The organism is Hallella multisaccharivorax DSM 17128 (genome assembly GCF_000218235.1).
GTDB classification, from domain to species: Bacteria; Bacteroidota; Bacteroidia; order Bacteroidales; family Bacteroidaceae; genus Prevotella; species Prevotella multisaccharivorax.
Map to the genome: position 1 here is coordinate 1,385,730 of NZ_GL945017.1, position 15,275 is coordinate 1,401,004.

Below are 15,275 nucleotides of genomic sequence, written 5' to 3' on the forward strand. Positions count from 1 at the left end.
ATTAATCTTCTTTCTGCTCTGTATTCAAAATGATGGTGGTAACACCGATATTGAAAATGGCACCATTGTCCAAGGTCCGTCTTTCCTTCGGGGCGATGCGCTCACCGTTGAGAAAAGTACCATGATTGGAAGGCCCGTCACGCAACACGTATATCAGTTTTCCCCGTTTGTTGCGAGATACATTAATGATACAGTGAAGCATGTCCATGGTGAGGTCACCGGTCTCTATGGGTATGCTGATGTTGTTGCCTTTCATGTATCGCCCTATAGTGTTGTCTCCCATTTTAAGTGGAAGGATCTGTTTGTAGCAGTAATCATTTTCGATAACCGTGATACTTCCGCAACCTGTACCATTGGCTTTGGCTGTTTCTTCAGGGTTCTCATCATCTTGCCGCGGGCGCACTTTTGATGAGCCCAGGCGTATGCCGAATTGCTTACCACAATAGGGACAAGTAAAAATGAGTGTTGACGTACTGTTGTATTTCGTTTCATCAAATGTGATGAATTCATCACACTTGGGGCATCGCACGCGTTTCATTATCAACTAATTATATGGAAATGAGCAAGGCTCAACTATTTAATTCAATCACCCATGCACCCGCAAACTCCTCTTTATCATTGAGCTTATTGAGGGCTTTTATTGCCGCTTCACGTGAAATGTAGTGTCCCATCAGTACTTTCAAATGAGCTCCACGATGTATAAAGACATCCTTAAAGCCACGCTTGGAAAGATTTGATTGATAAGATGTTGCATTGAGTCGTGTCACATGGCTTGCTACGACGATTGAAAATCTGCCTTTGCTTGAGGAAGAAGTGCTATGCTGTTTGACCTGTAGGCTGTCCTCTTCCGTCTGACGAGCAGCTATCTTGCTTTTCTCTGATTTACTCTCTATGGCTTCTTTGACAGCGGCATGCCCTTCTGTCATTTCTTGGGGCATTACTTTATCAAGCAACTGGTAGTCGATGTGATTTTCCGCTAATTGTGCATTGTTGACGAGAGGCGAGGGAATGAGAATAAAAAGCATGGCAGCAATGCATGCCACGGCTATATTTCTCCACAGAGCGACAAGGCGTGCACTATGTTGTATGTTGTCTTCGTTTTTCTCTTCTTCCTTGTCAAGATCTGAAGGCAATGCTTTCCCAGGTAGGGAGAATCCTGCTTTGGATTCCGTTGACATGGTCTTTATTTTCTCAAGCGTCTTGATCTTGAAACTTCCGAGTCCGTAAAGCTGTGGTGTAAGCAGTCCGGCTTCGCATGGTGCGAACTCATAGTTTCCGTCAGCGTTTAAGCTGACGATGCCAATGCCATTGAATTCAAAAGAACCGTTTTTGGAAATGAGTTGCTTAAGCTCGTCGGTATCATGTTCGAGCAGCTTTACGGCTTCTGGATAGCTGATATCATAGGCTTCCACATATGACTGGGCCAGAAGAGAGTCGTTAAACGTAACTTTGGGATTGAAACCAATGCTCCGTATAGGCGGAAGAATGCTTCCGTCCGACGAATCTTTCCGCGCATCGACATCATAAGCCATGAACCCGCCAAAGCCGGGTACAATGACACAATCGTTGCTCAAAAGCAATATTTCAATATGTCTGCTAATCTCATTCACTGTTGCAAAATTAGGGAAAAGAGGCATAACATCCAAAAAAAAGATGCCATTTTTATTAAAAAAAAAATAATATCGTCAAGAGTTGTTAGTTAGGAAATAGTTTGTTATCTTTGTACCAATTCTAAAAGACTGAGAGTATTTTTATAATAGATGATTTACGAGGAGACTGAAATAGAGGGAGTTTGGACTGTCAGTCCAAAGGTCTTTGACGATGCGCGGGGTTACTTCTTTGAAGTGTGGAAACAAGCCGACTTTGACGCCCATATAGGCTATCATGTGGAGTTTATCCAGGACAATGAATCAAAGTCATCCTATGGCGTACTCAGAGGACTTCATTATCAGAAAGGCGAGTTTTCTCAAGCCAAGCTTGTCCGTGTGATAAAAGGTCGTGTGCTGGATGTGGCTGTGGATTTAAGAAAGTCATCACCGACATTCGGTAAGTATGTGATGGTTGAGCTGTCTGAAGAGAACAAGCGGCAGCTGTTTATTCCCCGAGGGTTTGCCCATGGCTTCCTTGTCTTGAGTTCAGAGGCTATTTTCACGTATAAGGTTGACAATGTGTATGCTCCTCAGTATGAGGCAAGCATCAGGTGGAACGACGAGACGGTGGGAATTGATTGGCCCATAGCCCCTAAGGATGTCGTTACCAGTGAGAAGGACCTGAGGGGCAAAAGCTTTTCCGATGCTGATATCTTTGAATAAACGCGGTAGATAAGAAGCTATGAGATATTCCGGATTGATACTGATATCAATGCTTTGTGTGCTGGGGATGGCGTCCTGTCGAAAGGGTGGTGGAAAGCCAGAGACGGTAGAAGAAGATTTTGCCGCCAAGAAAATGCTTCAAGGCATTTGGGTGGATGAGGATGAACAAGATGTGGCATTCAAAGCCCAGGGCGATACGATCTTTTATCCAGATTCCACTTCTCAGCCGGTTTATTTCCAAATTATAAATGACACCTTGGTTATGCATGGTGCCAACTTGGCAAAATATCCTATTGTCAAACAGACACGTCATCTCTTTATTTTTAAGAACCAGAATGGTGATGAGGTAAGGTGCGTCTTGAGTGATGATCCCGATGATGCCTCTTCCTTCTCGGCGAAGCGCCCGTTGCCAATCAATCAAAACCAACTCATCAAACGGGATACCGTTGTTATAGAAAATGGTGAGCGCTATCACTGTTATGTTCAAGTGAACCCTACGACTTATAAAGTGATCAGTCCAACTTATAATGATGATGGGGTAGAGGTGGACAATATTTATTACGACAATATCATCAATTTAAATGTGTACCATAATGCTACAAAATTGTTTGGAGGCGATTTCAACAAACGGCAGTTCTCTAAATGGGTTCCACCTCAGTTTCTCAAAGAAAGCATTTTGAGTGACATGACATTTGACCGTTGTGATGAAAAAGGTATTCATTACACCGCCTCGTTGATCAAACCGGAAGATAGCATGGGTAGTTATCAGGTTGATGTCATGGTTACATATAATGGACATTTGAAGATTTCCTTGAAGTAAGTCAATTAAAAATGAATGCTTATGAAAAAACATTTACTGATAATAATTCTGTTGGGATTGATTCTGATGCCTTGTGGAGTGAAGGCCGAGACAATGTTCAATCTCCAGTCGATAGAAAGCACGGCTTCTGTTGTCAACGTCTATTTTTCTGGCTCAACACTTAAGGTAACGGGAGGCGCAGGTCTCACGCTGTCCGTATATAGCATCACAGGAGTAAGGGTGATGTGCCAAAAGATTGACAGTGATGATAAAAGTTGGAATTTAAATCTCCTGCATGGTTGCTATATTATAAAAGTGGGTAATGTGGTCAGGAAAATCGCTGTGGCGTGACGGATTGTTGGCTACTACAGTAGGACTGATGGTGGCAGTCTGCTTGTCGTCCTGTCATGACAGGCTACATAATCCAAACAAAAAACTATCACTTTCTTATTATGATTCATTGTCTGTCCCTTATTCTCGATTGTCTTATACCAAGATCAAGCGGGAAGTGCAGACAATGGTGGGCAATGACAGCGACAGTACTTTAAGCGACTTTTATGCAAGGAAGTATTACGATGGGCACGGGGCTTTTGTATGGATTAGCCGTAGAGGGGTCAGTAATGAAGCAGACAGCCTGTTCGTCAGGCTGCAGGAAATCAAGAGCATTGGATTCAACCCGAAGAAGTTCCGGATTCCGGAGATAGAACATGATTTAGAGCGGGTTCATAGGCTCTCTTTTGACAAGGAGAACCCTTCGAGTAAGGTCTATGCACGGTTGGAATATAATCTCACAAAGGCACTATTTCGCTTTGCTGCCGGTCAGCGGTTTGGATATACAAATCCTAACAATCTTCTCAATCGGCTTGATCCGATTGAAGAAACAGCCGAGTCTGCCGGTTCCTTTCATCAACTTTATGCACTTGAGAGTCCGAGGCCGGAATCACGCTTTTTTCGTAAGGCTCTGTATCAGGTTCGTAATGAGAATCTTTCCGAATTTCTCAACGCTTGTGAGCCTCAATCGGTGCTTTATGAGAAGTTCAAGAAAACACTTAACAATGATTCTGCCCGCGTTATCGGAAATCGATTATTGCTTGTGAATCTTGAACGGAGCCGGTGGCGCCTTCATGATTATCCTTGGCAACATGACAAATATGTGCTCGTTAATCTGCCCTCTCTCCATCTTACTGCAGTCGATAAGGATCGTGCCCTGTCCATGCGGATAGGATGTGGAGCCGTTAAAACAAAGACGCCACTGCTCTCCAGTTTTATTGCCAGAATGGATATTAATCCTCAATGGGTGATGCCCAAAAGCATCGTGAGGAAGGCCATCGTACCCCATCTTGGTAACGTAGGATGGTTTGCCTCGCGCCACTATTTTATTCGGGATCGTGCCACAGGGAAGAATGTGAGTCCGGCGAATGCGTCGGCTGACGAATTGTTGAGTGGCAGGTTGCTTGCTATCCAGGAAGGTGGAGAAGGCAATGCCCTTGGAAGAATCATTTTCCGTTTCAATAATGGTTTATCGATTTATCTCCATGACACTTCTTCAAAAGCGATTTTTGGGCAAGATGACAGGGATGTCAGTCATGGCTGCGTTAGGGTTGAGAAGCCTTATGAGCTTGCCGTCTTTCTTTTAACGGAGGGTAACAGTAAGATTAAGAGTCGGATTTGGTATTCGATGAATGCTGATGTGTCGCCTTTGGGTAAGCAGAAAGGTGACTTGTCGCCACATCAGCGACAGGTCTCTGATACGCTAAAGCGTGGTATGCTCATCGGAAATATTAAAGTTGAGCCAGCGGTTCCGGTCTATCTTTGGTATTATACGCTTTATCCAGATCTTGATGGTGTTCTGCATTCGTATAAGGACATTTACAGCTATGATGCCATCATCTATAATTACTTGAAGAACTATTTATAGTATTTGGGCTCAGCGCACGTGGAGAAAAATGAAGACAAGCGGTTAATAAGTCTGCTTTCAGATCCCAAAATGCGGGAGCGGGCATTCTCAAGTTTAGTAGGGGGCATAGTGGAATCTCTCTACTGGAAAATTCGGCATATAGTCTTGTCTCATGAGGATGCTGACGATATCCTGCAGGAGACGCTGGTAAAGGCCTGGACCAATCTTGATAAATATGAGGGGAAAGCAAAGTTCTCAACGTGGATATACCGTATAGCCGTCAATCAAGCCATTGATTTCCTGAGGCGTTCGAGAAGTACGGATCCCCTGGATTCTCCACAGGCCAGTCATGTTGCCCACCAGCTTATGGCCGATGAGTATTTTGACGGCGACGAAGCACAAGCACGTCTTCAAGAGGCTATTGCCCGTCTGCCGGAAGTGCAGCGCGCTGTTTTCACAATGAGATATTATGATGAGATGAAGTATTCAGAAATCAGTAAAATACTCGGCACATCAGAGGGTGCCTTAAAAGCGAGCTATCATCTTGCCATGAAAAAAATCAGAAGTATGATTGAAGATTCTTGAAATGCGAGAAGCCATAGTTAAGGATAACTGTGGCTTCTTGACAAATAGTGGTGGAATATGTTATACTAAATATTGTGAGCTGATACTCTTCTTGTCTACAACTCTGCGAATGGTCTCAGCGAAAAGCCCTGCAACACTGAGTTGCTTGACTTTAGAGCAGCGTTGTGTGTAAGGGATGGAATCAGTAAACACGATTTCTTCCAACGCAGAGTTCTGAACGCGTTCGGAGGCCGGACCACTCATTACGCAGTGTGAGGCACATGCCCTCACACTCTTTGCGCCACCTTCCAACATGATATTCGCGGCTTTGGTTATGGTGCCGGCAGTATCGACCATATCGTCCACGATAACTACATTTTTACCTTTTACATCACCAATGATCTGCATGCTCTCTACCACATTGGCGCGTGCGCGTGTCTTGTTACACAAAACAAGTGAGCAGCCTAAATACTTGGCATATGTGTTGGCACGCTTCGAACCGCCTACGTCGGGAGATGCTATCACAAGATCTTCAAGGTGAAGGCTCTGCACGTATGGGAGCAGAATGTTGCTTGCATAGAGATGATCTACAGGTACATTGAAAAAGCCTTGAATCTGATCTGCGTGGAGATCCATGGTAATCAATCGGTCAATCCCTGCGGCTGACAGCATGTCGGCAACGAGTTTAGCGCCGATACTTACACGAGGCTTATCTTTCCGATCCTGCCGTGCCCATCCAAAATAAGGGATGACGGCAATAACATGATTTGCAGAAGCCCGCTTGGCAGCATCGATCATCAGAAGTAGCTCCATGAGGTTATCGGAATTAGGAAATGTGCTCTGTACAAGGAATACATCTTTTCCACGAATAGACTCCTCGTACGAAACTGCAAACTCTCCGTCAGAAAACCTGGTTACGACAAGATTTCCCAGAGGACATCCTAACTCTTGGCATATCTTTTCTGCCAAATAACGGGTGTTAGTGCCGGAGAACACTAGGAAAGAGTTTTTTTCTTCACTCATTGTTGTGGTATTATAATAGAAGTGTGCTGCAAAAGTATTAATTTTTCACCAAATTAGCAATAAAATAGGAAAATAAAAATTATCTTTGCACAAAAAACGGATGATGGTATAGAATATATGAACTTTGACTTGAATACTTTTAAAGGATTGTCATTTCCTGCTTACATTTTAGAAGAAAGCAGATTAAGAAAAAATTTGAGACTGATTCACAGTGTTGCACAGGCCGCTGACGTAGAAATCATCCTTGCTTTTAAGGCATATGCGTTGTGGAAGACTTTCCCTATCTTTCGGGAATATATTGATGCAACGACTGCAAGCTCTCTTTATGAGGCACGGCTCGGACGGGAAGAATTCGGAAGTCCTACTCATACTTTTTCCCCTGCTTATACTGACTATGAGGTAGCAGAGATAGCGCGGTGCTCCAGTCATATGACCTTCAACTCTTTGACGCAAATGGAGCGTTATGTCGAAAAGGCACTAAACGCTAATCCCTCATTGAGTCTTGGCCTTAGAGTCAATCCTGAATATAGTGAGGTGGGGACAGCTATTTATAATCCTTGTGCCCCGGGTACCCGCTTTGGCATTACTGCCGACAAGCTTCCGCTACGTCTGCCAAGCTGTATAAAAGGATTCCATTGTCATTGTCATTGTGAAAGTGGAGCTGACGTCTTCGCACGGACACTCAATCATATCGAGCTAATTTTCTCAAAGTGGTTCTGCCAACTGGAATGGATAAATTTTGGAGGAGGGCATCTCATGACAAGACATGATTACGCCCCCAGACTGCTCGTCGATACGCTTCATGGTTTTCACAAACGGTATCCTTGGTTGAAGGTCATACTGGAGCCGGGTAGTGCTTTCGGTTGGCAGGCTGGATCATTAGTGAGCCAAGTTGTTGATATCGTTGAGGATAAAGGGATAAGGACAGCTATTCTCAATGTCAGTTTTACTTGCCATATGCCAGACTGTCTTGAGATGCCGTACAAACCTACTGTGAGGTTTGCCAAAACTATAGATGAAAACATTGGCGAGCATGTGTATAGATTAGGTGGAAACTCATGCCTTAGCGGTGATTTCATGGGCTACTGGCAATTTGATCATGAGTTGGAGATTGGGGAGAATATCATTTTTGAGGATATGCTCCACTATACTACCGTGAAGACGAATATGTTTAATGGTATTTCACATCCATCCATTATGTTGGCTAAGGCTGACGGAAGCCTTAGCCTTCTCCGTCAGTATACCTATGAAGACTATAAGAGCCGGATGGATTAAACCAACCGGCTCCCGAATATTATGGTTTATCTATATTGGGCGATGAACTCCTCTACATCCTTTGGATGATAGGGGATACGATCCTTTCCAATAAATCTGCATCCATCCTTAGTGATAAGCAGGTCGTCCTCCAAGCGGATACCACCAAAGTCTTTATAAGTCTCGAGCTTGTCGAAGTTGATAAACTCCTTACAATGCCCGGAGGCCTTCCAATCGTCAATGAGTGCAGGTATGAAATAGATCCCTGGCTCATCAGTCACGACGAAGCCCTCTTGCAGGCGGCGACCCATACGCAGGCAGTTAGTACCAAATTGCTCGAGGTTGGGGCGGACCTCATCGTCAAAACCTACATTGATTTGGTCGAACGACTCCATGTCGTGAACATCCATTCCCATCATGTGTCCTAAACCGTGTACCATAAACATGGCGTGAGCACCGGCTGCTACTGCTTCTTCTGTATCGCCCTTCATCAGTCCGATCTCTTTGAGGCGATCTGTGATCAGTCGGCAAACACCGAAATGCACATCCCACCATTTGACACCTGGCTTTGCAACAGAGAGTGCATAATCGTGAGCAGCCTCAACGATGGAGTAGATCTCAAGTTGTCTTTGGTCAAAATGACCACTGACAGGTGTTGTACGTGTATTGTCAGAACAGTAGTGATCCATGGTTTCGGCACCGGCATCGCACAGCATTAGTTTTCCTGCCTGCAGCTTGCTCATGGACGGAGCTCCGTGCTGAATCTCACCATGTTGTGAAAGAATGGTGGGGAAGCTAACCATAGATCCCATACTGTTGGCAATCCCATCTAAGGCACCGGCTATTTCCTTCTCCACGACTCCCGGACGGCACATTTTCATAGCTGTGGTATGCATTTTGTACCCAATGATGGCAGCTCTCTCAAGTTCGTCAATCTCTTCTTGGGTCTTTGTGGAACGCATCTTAACGACGGCTTTGATAAGGTCCATAGAAGCACTTTCCTTCTGTTGGTTAGGATGGATACCAAGCAAGTCGAAGATTTGGATCTTGATGTCAGCGCGGTAGGGTGGGAGAAAATGAATCTTTCTGTGAAGACGCATGGCATCGTTACAGAGAGTCTTCAGTGTTTTCATGGGGACAGAGTTCTTTACGCCAACTTGTTCTGCCATGTCGTGAACGCTGTCCACCGAACCATACCATACGATGTCGTCAATACTGATGTCATCGCCAACGAGAGTCTCAATATCATTATCGACATCGATTACTCCGACCAGGCCGTCTCGCTGCTGACCGAAATAGTAAAGGAATGAGGAGTCCTGACGAAAGGGATAATATGTGTTGTGGGGGAAGTTGGCAGGAGCTCCGTTATTACCAAAAAGAAGGATTACGCCATTGCCAACAAGCTTCTTCAGCTTTGCGCGGCGATTGATGTAGGTTTCTTTGCTGAACATAATATGAATGCTTTTATTAATAGTTTTCGTGGCAAAGTTACGAAACTTCAATAGAAAAGTCTTAACTTTGCAAACAAAATAACACTTTTTATATGCAGATTGATCCTCATTCTATGGGCTTGGTGCTTGAAGGTGGCGGCATGCGTGGTGTATTCACCAGTGGAGTACTGGACGCCTTTATGAAACACGGTGTGTACTTTGACTATATTGTTGCCGTTTCGGCAGGTGCATGCAATGGTATGAGCTATGTCTCTCATCAACCTCGACGAGCACGGCTATCAAACATAGATTTTCTTGCCAAATACGATTACATCGGCTTGCGTCATCTTGTGACTCAGGGTTGTATCTTTGACCAGAGACTTTTGTATGACCGTTTCCCCAACGAGCTTATCCCATTCGATTACGACGAGTTCTTCAAGCATTCTGCTGGATTTGAGGTGGTTACAACAAATTGTATTACTGGACGTAGTGAATATCTTACTGAAACTCATGACCGCCAACGCACCTGTGACCTTGCGCGAGCATCCAGCTCTCTGCCTTATGTGAGTAAAGTGACATGGATTGACGGACGGCCGATGCTGGATGGAGGTATCATTGACTCTATCCCCATAAAGAGAGCGCAGGAGACAGGACATGCCTTCAATGTAGTTGTCACCACACGAAATTACGGCTTCAGGGAATCAGGGAGAGACCGTAAACAGCCTCCTTTCATCTATCGTAGTTATCCGCGCTTACGTGTAGCTTTGAGCCATCGGATAGAAGCCTATAACAAACAGCTTCAGATGGTTGAAGATATGGAGCGTGACGGACTGATAACTGTGATCCGCCCAATGAATCCCATGGAAGTTCATCGAATAGAAAAGGATACTGTTAAGCTTGAGCATCTTTATGAGGAAGGTTTCAAACTTGGAGAAGAATTCTGTACTCAGAATGAAATTCTAAAAAGAGGGTAGGGATACACAATAATAGCATTTCCTTTCCCTCCCTTTATTATACCTTTATTATATATAGCCTTAAAGTATTCCTGCTTTTCCAGCGACGATTAGCAAACTGAATCCTAAGATGAGTGTAATGACACCAATCAGTATTCCAGATTTTGCCATATCCTTTTGCTGGATAAGTCCCGTTGAATAGGCGATGGCATTAGGTGGTGTGGAAATGGGAAGACACATGGCAGCCGATGCAGCAACGGCTATTCCTATCAGGATGGTTGAGCTGCCCCCGATTAAGCTCAGTTTATTACCCATTCCATCACATACGACAGAAAGAATAGGGATGAGTAAGGCTGCTGTAGCCGTGTTGCTGATAAAATTAGAGAGGAAGTAGCAAACGAGTCCTGCGATCATCAGGATGACAATTGGACTCCACTCTCCGAAAGGTATTGATTCTACTGCTGCTTTAGCCAGGCCGGTTCCGTTCATGGCCAAACCTAAGGCAAAGCCTCCTGCAACCATCCAGATGACACCCCAATCAATTGCTTGCAGATCTTTGGCGGTGATAACACCAGTGAATGCAAACACGGCGATGGGAAGCATGGCAGTGGTATTGGCATTGACACCGATTTTCTTACCGAAAATCCAAAGGAGAATAGTCAGTATGAATGTGATGCCTACAACTACCGTGCGCCAATTATGTTGCATGTCGCCTTCAATCTTCAATTCAATCGTCTTCTGAGAGAAAGGGAAAAGCTTGCGAAGCAGAAACCATGCAATAATCAGTAAAATGATCACCAACGGGGCCATTACTGCCATCCATTGTCCAAAGCTGATATCCATATTCATGCCTGTAGGATCGTTCAATACCTTGTAAGCAAAGGCATTTGGAGGAGTGCCTATAGGAGTTCCCATACCACCGAGATTGGCTCCTATTGGAATAGCCATCGTTAAGGCTATGCGTCCTTTTCCGTTAGCTGGCAAAGCCTTGAAAACGGGGGTAAGGAAGGTTAGCATCATGGCTGCGGTGGCAGTATTGGAAATGAACATGGAAAAGATTCCAGTAATGAGCAGAAACCCTAAAAGAACATTCTCGCTTCTTTTTCCGAAAGGTTTAATCATTGTTTTGGCCATCCAAACATCTAAACCAGATTTGGTGGCTGCTATCGCAAGAATAAAACCACCAAGAAACAGAATAATTGTGGGGTCTGCGAAGCAAGCCATGATGCCCACTGAATCGAGAAACTGGCCATATTTACCCTCTGATCCCTGCATGAACTTGAACGAAGAGTTGCTGACAAAGAAAAGGAGGACAAATATAATTGTGACAGATGTAGCCCATGCCGGAATAGCTTCTGTGAGCCATAGCATAACAGCCATGACAAAAATTGCAATGACACGCTGTTGTACTATTGTAAGGCCTTCGATTCCGAAAACACCTGATGGCAGATTCCAAACGATGAGTGTCACCAATGCGGTCAGGAAAAACCAAAAGGCTTTTTTCTTGTTAAAATGTCCGGTCAAGGCGTTTTTGACTGTCTCTTGCATAGGTATAATAATATTTTGGTAAAAAGTTAGTTTTTAGGATGAAACAGTTGGAGAAGAAGCAGAAGAGACTACTTTGAATCTTTAGCTTCGGTCATGACTCCTTCAATATAGAGACGGGTCATTTCCGGAATGCCATTGGTTCTCACCGTTACGGTTTTCTTGAAGTGACCGGGAAACTTTCCTTTACCGTTGTAGGTAATAGTAATGGTTCCTTTCTCTCCTGGTTTGACGGGTGTCTTCGTGTACTTTGGTACTGTGCATCCACAGCTTGCCACTGCCTGATTGATGATAAGCGGCTTGTCGCCAGTGTTTGTGAAAGTAAATGTGCATTGCTGTACAGGGTCATTCTCAGAGAATGTCCCCAGGTCGCTCGAGAGCTTGTCAAACGTGATTTTTGCTTGCGCAAAAGTCAGCGTAAGACCGGCTACAAACATAAGTGTAGTTAAAAGAAATCTTTTCATTTTAGAGATTCATTTGTTATTTTATTTTCTCTTTTTCATCTTTAAACACTGCAAAAATAAGAAAACTTTTATATGTTTGTTATGAAAAGAATGTCTTTTAACATTATTTTTACTGCTTCTTATCGTGACATGATTCTTTTCAATTTTTTTGTTGTAATTTTGCGTCCAAGAAAGACTTACTATATTTATTATGTATAGAACCAATACTTGCGGAGAGCTTCGCCTCTCCGACACTGGCCGCGAGGTTACACTTGCAGGTTGGGTGCAGCGTACCCGTAAAATGGGAGGAATGACATTTGTCGATCTTCGTGATCGATTTGGTATCACGCAGTTAGTTTTCAATGAGGCAGCCGGTAAGAATTTGTGGGAGCAGGCAAACAGGCTTGGGCGGGAATACTGTATACAGGTAAAGGGCGTCGTTTCCGAGCGTCAGAGCAAAAATGACAAAATGAGTACGGGTGACATCGAGATTATCGTTAGTAAATTAATGATTCTTAGTCCTTCACTCACTCCTCCTTTTACCATTGAAGATAACACGGATGGTGGTGACGATCTCCGTATGAAATATCGTTATCTTGACCTTCGACGTTCATGTGTACGTAAAAACCTTGAGCTGCGTCATCGCATGACAATTCTCATCCGTAATTTCTTGGATGCACGTCAGTTCATGGAAATAGAGACTCCCATGTTGATAGGCTCTACTCCGGAGGGCGCGCGTGACTTTGTCGTTCCCTCACGCATGAATCCCGGGCAGTTTTATGCGCTTCCGCAAAGCCCGCAGACCTTGAAACAACTTTTGATGGTAGCTGGCATGGACCGCTATTTTCAGATAGTGAAATGTTTCCGTGATGAGGATCTGCGTGCAGATCGTCAGCCAGAGTTTACTCAGGTGGACTGTGAGATGAGTTTCGTTGATCAAGACGATGTTATCAATCTGTTTGAGGGCATGTGCCGTATGCTTTTTAAAGAAATCCGTGGGGTAGAGCTTCCTCAGCCATTACAACAAATGACTTGGAAGGAAGCTATGAAACGCTTTGGTTCTGATAAGCCTGACCTGAGGTTCGGCATGGAATTCGTTGAGTTAATGGATGACTTAAAAGAAACAGGTTCTTTCTCGGTATTCAATGAAGCTACTTACATTGGGGGAATAGTTGTTCCTGGTTGTGCTGACTACAGCCGCAAACAACTTAATGAGCTCACCGACTTTGTTAAGAAACCACAGATAGGCGCCAAGGGTTTGGTCTATATTAAATTTAATAATGATAGCACGGTCAAGAGCTCAATCGACAAATTTTATACCCAAGAGCAACTGATGAAAGTAAAGACGACGACAGGTGCAAAGGATGGTGATCTGGTCTTGATTTTAAGCGGAGACAATGCAAACAAGACCCGCATTCAGCTTTGCTCACTACGCTTGGAAATGGGTGACCGACTTGGACTTCGTGATAAGAATGTCTTTAAGTGCCTATGGATTATAGATTTCCCGCTCTTTGAATGGAGTGATGAGGAACAACGGCTTATGGCTACACACCATCCATTTACGATGCCAAACCCTGATGATATACCTTTTTTGGATGAACATCCGGAAAAAGTACGCGCCAAGGCTTATGACTTTGTTTGTAATGGCATAGAAGTAGGTGGCGGATCTTTGAGAATCCATGATACCAATCTTCAGGAAAAGATGTTTGAGGTACTTGGTTTCACCAAAGAGCGGGCTGAAGCCCAGTTCGGCTTCCTAATGAATGCATTTAAGTATGGCGCTCCACCTCATGCTGGCCTTGCCTTCGGTCTCGATCGTTTTGTGAGCATTCTCGCCGGTCTCGATTCCATTCGCGATTGCATTGCTTTCCCGAAAAATAACAGTGGACGTGATGTGATGCTTGATGCTCCGTCAGAGTTGGATCAGAAACAGTTGGATGAGCTTCATTTGGCGGTGAATCCGGTAAAGACAAACAGTTGATACATTAGATTGAGGCTTGGATGTTAGGAACAAATATCCAAACCTCTATTCTTGATTTATATCAAATAAAAGCACTTATAGAATTGATATAAATCAATAAAATGAGAAAATGTGGCTTATTCTCATTTTTTAATGACTTTTCTCTTGCATTTATCTATCTCCTTTAAAATTAATTTGTTACATTTGCAGCCAGAATAGAGAAGAAGTTTAAGTTCATTTATTTTCAACAAAAATTACTAAATTATGGCAAGGAAGAAAGCTACAGAAGAGAAGGCCGCAGTGAAGGCAGTCGCTCCTAAGAAGACGACAGAGAAAAAGGCTTCAAAGAAAGAAGAAATTTTCGTTGATGCAGAGAATGCTGGTTTTCGTGCTGGCGATGTTTACAATGCACTGCATGATAACGAGGGGGCTAAGTCCGTTGCAGAGCTTGTTAAGTTGACAGGCAAGACTACTGTTGAGGTACTCTTGGGCATAGGTTGGCTTCTTAAAGAAGGCAAGCTGAAGGGAGAAGGCGGAAAGGTCGTTCTCGCTTAATATTTTCTGCACCTCTTAGGAAAAACTCATTATCTTTATAAATGCAGCTCAATGAATTAATTATTGGGCTGTTTTTTATTCCCCCTTTAAACCAATAAATCATAGTTTCGTCTAATGTTATAGAACAAAGAATATGAAAAGCAAAAGCAATGGCATTTTCGACTTTTAAAGACGAAAGGTTCATCAAGAAGAAATTTGGGAATAAGGAGCATTTCCTTGTCCCCAAGGGCTATTTTGATAAATTTTCAATTCGTTCATCCTATGAGGCAAGTGGCTTCCAGGCCCATTTTCATTCAATTTGGTATCGCTATCGTGCAGCAGGCATCTCTTCCGTAGCTGCTTGCTTATTGGTTGGGGTCTTAGTATTTGGTTCATTGTCACATAAGCATTTATCGGTGTCTTCAAGTGGCGAGGCTTTAACAAATACAAGTGTGAGCCACTTTGTCAGTTCTATGTCGATGGACGATGTGATGAACTATTCCATGATGGATACCGGCGATATGTACTCTTATATGTCGGATTCTGAATAAAATGGTGTTT

At 43.7% G+C, this 15,275-nt stretch carries 16 protein-coding genes; 10 read left to right on the forward strand and 6 right to left on the reverse strand.

The annotated features are described in order from the left end of the window. Position 1: 1 nt before the first annotated feature. Entirely contained in the window at positions 2 to 538 is a 537-nt protein-coding gene (locus tag PREMU_RS05990; RefSeq protein WP_007573895.1) for an FHA domain-containing protein, read from the reverse strand. 31 nt (positions 539 to 569) lie between these two features. Further along, positions 570 to 1,637, reverse strand: a complete 1,068-nt coding sequence (locus tag PREMU_RS05995) for an HU domain-containing protein (protein ID WP_083819221.1) — start codon at positions 1,635 to 1,637, stop codon at positions 570 to 572. A gap of 123 nt (positions 1,638 to 1,760) precedes the next feature. Between PREMU_RS05995 and rfbC the strand changes: the two genes are divergently transcribed. The 5 genes from rfbC to PREMU_RS06020 are packed head-to-tail and all read left to right on the forward strand — an operon-like array spanning position 1,761 to position 5,593. Continuing rightward, positions 1,761 to 2,312: a dTDP-4-dehydrorhamnose 3,5-epimerase gene (rfbC, locus tag PREMU_RS06000; protein ID WP_007573897.1), complete on the forward strand. Its 552-nt coding sequence runs from the start codon at positions 1,761 to 1,763 to the stop codon at positions 2,310 to 2,312. 19 nt (positions 2,313 to 2,331) lie between these two features. Next, complete coding sequence (locus PREMU_RS06005; protein ID WP_007573898.1) at positions 2,332 to 3,132, forward strand: DUF4738 domain-containing protein; 801 nt, start codon at positions 2,332 to 2,334, stop codon at positions 3,130 to 3,132. A gap of 21 nt (positions 3,133 to 3,153) precedes the next feature. Beyond that, positions 3,154 to 3,462 carry a hypothetical protein gene (locus tag PREMU_RS06010; RefSeq protein ID WP_007573899.1) on the forward strand — a complete coding sequence of 103 codons (309 nt, stop codon included), beginning with the start codon at positions 3,154 to 3,156 and terminating at the stop codon, positions 3,460 to 3,462. Then, positions 3,434 to 5,029 carry a L,D-transpeptidase family protein gene (locus tag PREMU_RS06015; RefSeq protein ID WP_007573901.1) on the forward strand — a complete coding sequence of 532 codons (1,596 nt, stop codon included), beginning with the start codon at positions 3,434 to 3,436 and terminating at the stop codon, positions 5,027 to 5,029. Before PREMU_RS06010 ends, PREMU_RS06015 begins: the two co-directional genes overlap by 29 nt. An 18-nt stretch (positions 5,030 to 5,047) precedes the next feature. Then, positions 5,048 to 5,593 (forward strand): RNA polymerase sigma factor, encoded by a 546-nt coding sequence (locus tag PREMU_RS06020; protein WP_040558689.1) that lies wholly within the window; start codon positions 5,048 to 5,050, stop codon positions 5,591 to 5,593. 60 nt (positions 5,594 to 5,653) lie between these two features. Here PREMU_RS06020 and PREMU_RS06025 read toward each other — a convergent pair whose 3' ends face one another. Continuing rightward, positions 5,654 to 6,595, reverse strand: coding sequence for a ribose-phosphate pyrophosphokinase (locus PREMU_RS06025; protein WP_007573903.1), 942 nt, complete (start codon positions 6,593 to 6,595; stop codon positions 5,654 to 5,656). A 117-nt stretch (positions 6,596 to 6,712) separates the two neighbouring features. On the opposite strand from PREMU_RS06025, the gene nspC reads away from it, so the two are divergent. Further along, positions 6,713 to 7,870 (forward strand): carboxynorspermidine decarboxylase, encoded by a 1,158-nt coding sequence (nspC, locus tag PREMU_RS06030; protein ID WP_007573904.1) that lies wholly within the window; start codon positions 6,713 to 6,715, stop codon positions 7,868 to 7,870. A gap of 26 nt (positions 7,871 to 7,896) precedes the next feature. On the opposite strand, the gene PREMU_RS06035 is transcribed toward nspC, so the two are convergent. After that, positions 7,897 to 9,300 carry an aminopeptidase P family protein gene (locus tag PREMU_RS06035; protein ID WP_007573905.1) on the reverse strand — a complete coding sequence of 468 codons (1,404 nt, stop codon included), beginning with the start codon at positions 9,298 to 9,300 and terminating at the stop codon, positions 7,897 to 7,899. 92 nt (positions 9,301 to 9,392) lie between these two features. Here PREMU_RS06035 and PREMU_RS06040 point away from each other — a divergent pair, with 92 nt between their 5' ends. After that, entirely contained in the window at positions 9,393 to 10,253 is an 861-nt protein-coding gene (locus PREMU_RS06040) for a patatin-like phospholipase family protein (RefSeq protein WP_007573906.1), read from the forward strand. Between the two features lie 60 nt (positions 10,254 to 10,313). Here the strand turns inward: PREMU_RS06040 and PREMU_RS06045 are convergent, their stop codons facing one another. Together PREMU_RS06045 and PREMU_RS06050 are read right to left on the reverse strand one after the other, a co-directional pair. Further along, positions 10,314 to 11,780, reverse strand: a complete 1,467-nt coding sequence (locus PREMU_RS06045) for an SLC13 family permease (RefSeq protein WP_007573907.1) — start codon at positions 11,778 to 11,780, stop codon at positions 10,314 to 10,316. Between the two features lie 68 nt (positions 11,781 to 11,848). Then, the gene (locus tag PREMU_RS06050; protein WP_007573908.1) at positions 11,849 to 12,241 is read right to left on the reverse strand and encodes a DUF1573 domain-containing protein; all 393 of its coding nucleotides are present in this window, start codon (positions 12,239 to 12,241) and stop codon (positions 11,849 to 11,851) included. 190 nt (positions 12,242 to 12,431) lie between these two features. On the opposite strand from PREMU_RS06050, the gene aspS reads away from it, so the two are divergent. The 3 genes from aspS to PREMU_RS14955 all read left to right on the forward strand — a co-directional run bounded on the left by aspS (position 12,432) and on the right by PREMU_RS14955 (position 15,265). Beyond that, the gene (aspS, locus tag PREMU_RS06055) at positions 12,432 to 14,201 is read left to right on the forward strand and encodes an aspartate--tRNA ligase (RefSeq protein ID WP_007573910.1); all 1,770 of its coding nucleotides are present in this window, start codon (positions 12,432 to 12,434) and stop codon (positions 14,199 to 14,201) included. A 243-nt stretch (positions 14,202 to 14,444) separates the two neighbouring features. After that, positions 14,445 to 14,735 carry a winged helix-turn-helix domain-containing protein gene (locus tag PREMU_RS06060; protein ID WP_007573911.1) on the forward strand — a complete coding sequence of 97 codons (291 nt, stop codon included), beginning with the start codon at positions 14,445 to 14,447 and terminating at the stop codon, positions 14,733 to 14,735. Positions 14,736 to 14,884: 149 nt separating this feature from the next. Next, positions 14,885 to 15,265 (forward strand): hypothetical protein, encoded by a 381-nt coding sequence (locus PREMU_RS14955; RefSeq protein ID WP_007573914.1) that lies wholly within the window; start codon positions 14,885 to 14,887, stop codon positions 15,263 to 15,265. The last annotated feature ends 10 nt before the right edge of the window (positions 15,266 to 15,275 follow it).

Coding starts and splice junctions, on each gene's coding strand:
- PREMU_RS05990 (WP_007573895.1), bottom strand. CDS start 538: ATGAAACGCGTGCGATGCCCCAAGTGTGATGAATTCATCACATTTGAT.
- PREMU_RS05995 (WP_083819221.1), bottom strand. CDS start 1,637: ATGCCTCTTTTCCCTAATTTTGCAACAGTGAATGAGATTAGCAGACAT.
- rfbC (WP_007573897.1), top strand. CDS start 1,761: ATGATTTACGAGGAGACTGAAATAGAGGGAGTTTGGACTGTCAGTCCA.
- PREMU_RS06005 (WP_007573898.1), top strand. CDS start 2,332: ATGAGATATTCCGGATTGATACTGATATCAATGCTTTGTGTGCTGGGG.
- PREMU_RS06010 (WP_007573899.1), top strand. CDS start 3,154: ATGAAAAAACATTTACTGATAATAATTCTGTTGGGATTGATTCTGATG.
- PREMU_RS06015 (WP_007573901.1), top strand. CDS start 3,434: ATGTGGTCAGGAAAATCGCTGTGGCGTGACGGATTGTTGGCTACTACA.
- PREMU_RS06025 (WP_007573903.1), bottom strand. CDS start 6,595: ATGAGTGAAGAAAAAAACTCTTTCCTAGTGTTCTCCGGCACTAACACC.
- nspC (WP_007573904.1), top strand. CDS start 6,713: ATGAACTTTGACTTGAATACTTTTAAAGGATTGTCATTTCCTGCTTAC.
- PREMU_RS06035 (WP_007573905.1), bottom strand. CDS start 9,300: ATGTTCAGCAAAGAAACCTACATCAATCGCCGCGCAAAGCTGAAGAAG.
- PREMU_RS06040 (WP_007573906.1), top strand. CDS start 9,393: ATGCAGATTGATCCTCATTCTATGGGCTTGGTGCTTGAAGGTGGCGGC.
- PREMU_RS06045 (WP_007573907.1), bottom strand. CDS start 11,780: ATGCAAGAGACAGTCAAAAACGCCTTGACCGGACATTTTAACAAGAAA.
- PREMU_RS06050 (WP_007573908.1), bottom strand. CDS start 12,241: ATGAAAAGATTTCTTTTAACTACACTTATGTTTGTAGCCGGTCTTACG.
- aspS (WP_007573910.1), top strand. CDS start 12,432: ATGTATAGAACCAATACTTGCGGAGAGCTTCGCCTCTCCGACACTGGC.
- PREMU_RS06060 (WP_007573911.1), top strand. CDS start 14,445: ATGGCAAGGAAGAAAGCTACAGAAGAGAAGGCCGCAGTGAAGGCAGTC.
- PREMU_RS14955 (WP_007573914.1), top strand. CDS start 14,885: ATGGCATTTTCGACTTTTAAAGACGAAAGGTTCATCAAGAAGAAATTT.